Origin of the sequence: Okeania sp. SIO2F4 (assembly GCF_010672385.1) — a bacterium.
In the GTDB taxonomy this organism is placed as follows: domain Bacteria; phylum Cyanobacteriota; class Cyanobacteriia; order Cyanobacteriales; family Microcoleaceae; genus Trichodesmium.
The window spans coordinates 1-3,865 of record NZ_JAAHGT010000918.1 but is presented as its reverse complement, the minus strand read 5'-3'; the positions used below and the strand labels follow the sequence as shown (position 1 = coordinate 3,865).

The window sequence follows — 3,865 nt, the reverse complement described above, 5'->3', positions numbered from 1 at the left end:
TCCCTCAGCTATCAGTTATAGCATTTGTCTGTAAAAATGCACTTCATAATTATTACCCAGACTTGAATTTTACTTACAGTTCTTATCTTTTATTAAGTGCAACTTCATGGATAAATGGTATTACTAGCATAAGAATAAGTGCAGGAGTTAAGAATTAAAAGTATTGAAATAGATAAAAGAGATTAGGTAAACTGTCAGGATTCAGGTCCTATGGAAAAGCCTATAAATCTTGGTGGATAAGTATTTCCGACAATTTCATTCAAAATCCTATTCTCAATTAAAGATTGCTACAAGCCTTTATTTTCGTGATTATTGACTGGGGAGGCTGTTAAATTGCTGAGTAAGTCGTTTTCAGAAGTCTCTCTATAACTGGGTTTGAGATACCTGAATCCTTACGGTAAACTGAGATATCTACCAAACCAACTTGACAAATTTCTAGACTGAATTACTCAATAACTGACTTGATTTGTATTTCTGACTACTGATACGCAATTCCTCTGCAAGAGTCTAGCTAATAGCTAAATACTTATTTCAAGGCTTATTTACTTGAGGAGGAAAGCAAAGTTTCAATATTTCAAGTTTATACAAATAAAATCAATGAAAATATTCTCTATTCCACGAATAATAAAATTTTCTCTTTTAATGATATTCATGGTAATTATGATTATTATTTTTTCTTCGAGAGCCGCTTTTAAGGGAATAGATATTCAACCTAAACTGCCGGAGTTTACATCAGCTAATACATTAAAACCTGAACGTAGTGAAAGTATATTAAATCTACCTGTAAAAATTCCTTTGGCTAATATTCAGAAAGCATTAAATCTGAATATTCCTCAGACATTTGTGGGTACAGAAGCTGACCTTACAGATTTGCTCTCTAATGATAATCTTACCTACGAAATTAATCGCGAAGATTTCAGTATTGGCACTCAAAATAATCTGATAACTTTTTCAGTGCCAATATCAGGAACTGCAAGAGTAAAAGGTAAAATAAATTTACTTTTTGATAAGATTCCAGTTAGTGCGCGGACAAATATTGCAGGTACAATTTTTGGCGATATTTCTTTAGGAATAGATAATGAATGGAATATTCAACCGAATCTAAATGTATCGACGAATTTAACTAAAGCAGATGTACCAATAAAAAATGTTGGCACTATTAGTATTCGTAGTATTCTGAAAAAACAGGTAGATAAAACTATTAATAAAGAGAAGCCTAAGTTAATCGCTGAACTTGTTAAAAATTTAAACCTAAAAGCAGAAGTAACAAAACAATGGAATAATTTGCATTTGTCAGAAAGAGTAAATCAAGACCCTTCAATCTGGATTAAAACTGAACCACAAAGTATTAGCTTTAAAGAGTTTGATTTGAGTGATGGTGAAAATGTTCGATCTGGAATTGCTATTAAGATGTTTATTGATACTTGTGTATGCAAAGAAGCTCCTGTTATTAATTTTAAGCCGTTGCCTAATCTGACTTTCCAAGAGCAGATAATAGATAAATTTTTAATAAATTTGCCTGTGCAAGTTTCCCTTGATGAACTGAATAATACTCTTCAATCTAAAGTCAGAGGTAAATCTTTGTCTATTGATGAAAATCTGAAATTCATTGTTAATGAAATTAATTTATCTCCATTAGGTGAAAAAATTCTTGTTAAAGTTGATTTTAAGGCTGACCAAGGTAATTTGCTTCAGGGAGCAAAAGGAATATTATATCTTTGGGGTAAGATTTTTTACGATCAAGAGTCTAATAATCTGAAAGTGGTTGAACTTGATTATGATATTGATACAAAAAATGCTTTATTATCAACAGCAGATTCGCTTTTGCAACCTGTTTTGCTTCAGCAAATTCAAGAACGTCTTTCTTTTCCTTTCGATAAACAATTAAATAGAGCAAAAGATGAAGCTAATAAATATATTCAGAAGATAAAGTTGCCCTCTGAAATTGATGCAAATATTGAAGTTAAAACAATTGAAGTTGAAAAGGTTGTTGTGACAAATAATCATATTTATCTGGTTTTATTAGCAGATGGAAATATGGCTGCTATTTTAAATTTAGAGGATAGGGATTAGGAAAGAAAAAATAGTGAATCTCGTTAATTAGGGAGTAGGGAGTAGGGAGTAGGGAGTAGGGAGTAGGGAGTAGCGAGTAGGAAAGAAAAAATATTGTATTTCATTTATTAGGGAGTTAACAGCTATTAATGAGAGGAAAAGGTAAAAGGAATTGAGAAATTGAGAGAGAATTCAAAGTTGCAAAAGTAACTTCCTTATATCCTGAGAATAAATTATTCATTATTTGCGCTTTAGCTGATAGTTAATATTTGAATTCTTAGAAAATTTCAATATTAATTCCTTTTCCAAAATTAATAAATTAATAGCTTATTGCTAAGAGCTGACTCCTGAACGTTTACCTCAACTTTTATCTCGATCTACGCTCTTCTTTATTCTCTAAAATTCTCTTATTAACTATGTCTTCTATTTTCGAGGTCAAATCATTTATATTTGTTCTTTTGATGAGATATCCTGTATCAATGAATCCTATGATGTAAGATAAAACTCCTCTAGCTGGCTGAAAAGAATAATTAATTATTTTTGTTGTCATTTCAGTTCTTCCTGTAAGCGGACTATCAGATATATCCATTTGATAATAGATATACCCTCCATAGTTTCTTTTTAGACCTTTCATTTTTTCCTTTTTTTCCCATCCTACTTGGAGTAATATGTACAATTGATTCCTCAAAATTCCAATCTTGGCATTATATGTCTTAACTTCATTATAAGGGGTTCTCTTTAATTCAATTCCCTCAAAGTATTCTGAGTATTCTGGATAGGGTGTTGCATTTTGGTTAATATTTATTTCTTGAGTGGGAAAGGCACTAAATAAAATGCTTTCTAATAACATTATTATAGATATCAAAGTTACTAATTCTATTTTACTCAAATTGATATTCAGCTTCTGCAATATATAGTTGAAAATTATTGGAGTAATTAATACGAAAATTGCTGTACTAATGGTTTTATATTGTTTAATTTCTACTACACCTGGTTGAAAATAGTTAACTATTGAAGCTGTAATAAAATTAGTTAAAATTCCAGCAATTATCCCTAAAGTAATGTTTTCTAAATATCGAGGAAGTTGTGTACTCATATCTACTTTTTATTTGATATTTAACTATTGACATCATAACAAATCCTAAATTCTAGGAGTCACTATTTAGGAGGCGAAATATTTATATGATTTTATTTAATTTCCTTGATGATTGTTGGCTGAGTTGTTGATTTTTGTGGATGGGGTAATAAGTTAAATTTGAACAGGGGTGTCGGGAATTGAGAACGGGTGTCGGGAGTAGAGTTGAAAACTAATTCACTACTCCCTACTTCTTATGATGGCTGATGCATAGAAGTTACTTGACAAAAAAAAGTTTATATAGTAAAAATATATATAGTGGAAAAGGTGCGCTCATATATAGTCATTCTAGGCCATTGAAAAATATTGTATTCAGGGTATTTTGGTCTTGTCTAGTTCCTCTTGAATGAAGAAGGATAGTTTCAGGTTGTGGAGAAGATAGTAGTTTCATTCTCTGAAGCACTCACCTCAGAGAGTGGTTGTGAATTTTTGACTATTACCTATAGACAGATAGTAATTTCATTTTCTCAAGCACTCCAAGTCTGAGGGTAGTTGTGAATTTTTGATGATCGCCTATTGGAAGTATAAGCTTCAGGAAATGAAAAATTCTGCCTCAGAGGTGAGTGGTGAATTTCTGACTATTGCGTATGAGGAAATAGTAGTTTCATTTTATGAAGTACTCTGACTCTGAGAGGAGTTGTGGAATTTCTGACTATCGACTCTGGCAAATAGAAGCTT

Annotated in this window: 2 protein-coding genes; one reads left to right on the top strand and one right to left on the bottom strand. The window is 31.3% G+C overall.

Annotated elements, in window-relative coordinates; translation table 11 throughout:
- Positions 1-660 precede the first annotated feature (660 nt).
- Entirely contained in the window at positions 661-2,073 is a 1,413-nt protein-coding gene (locus F6K22_RS34935) for a DUF4403 family protein (RefSeq protein ID WP_293109039.1), read from the top strand.
- Between the two features lie 346 nt (positions 2,074-2,419).
- On the opposite strand, the gene F6K22_RS34930 is transcribed toward F6K22_RS34935, so the two are convergent.
- Entirely contained in the window at positions 2,420-3,148 is a 729-nt protein-coding gene (locus F6K22_RS34930; protein WP_293109036.1) for a hypothetical protein, read from the bottom strand.
- Positions 3,149-3,865 lie beyond the last annotated feature (717 nt).

Bases quoted from the DNA above. Each gene is read 5' to 3' on its own strand.
- F6K22_RS34930 (WP_293109036.1), bottom strand. From the start codon at position 3,148: ATGAGTACACAACTTCCTCGATATTTAGAAAACATTACTTTAGGGATA.
- F6K22_RS34935 (WP_293109039.1), top strand. From the start codon at position 661: ATGATTATTATTTTTTCTTCGAGAGCCGCTTTTAAGGGAATAGATATT.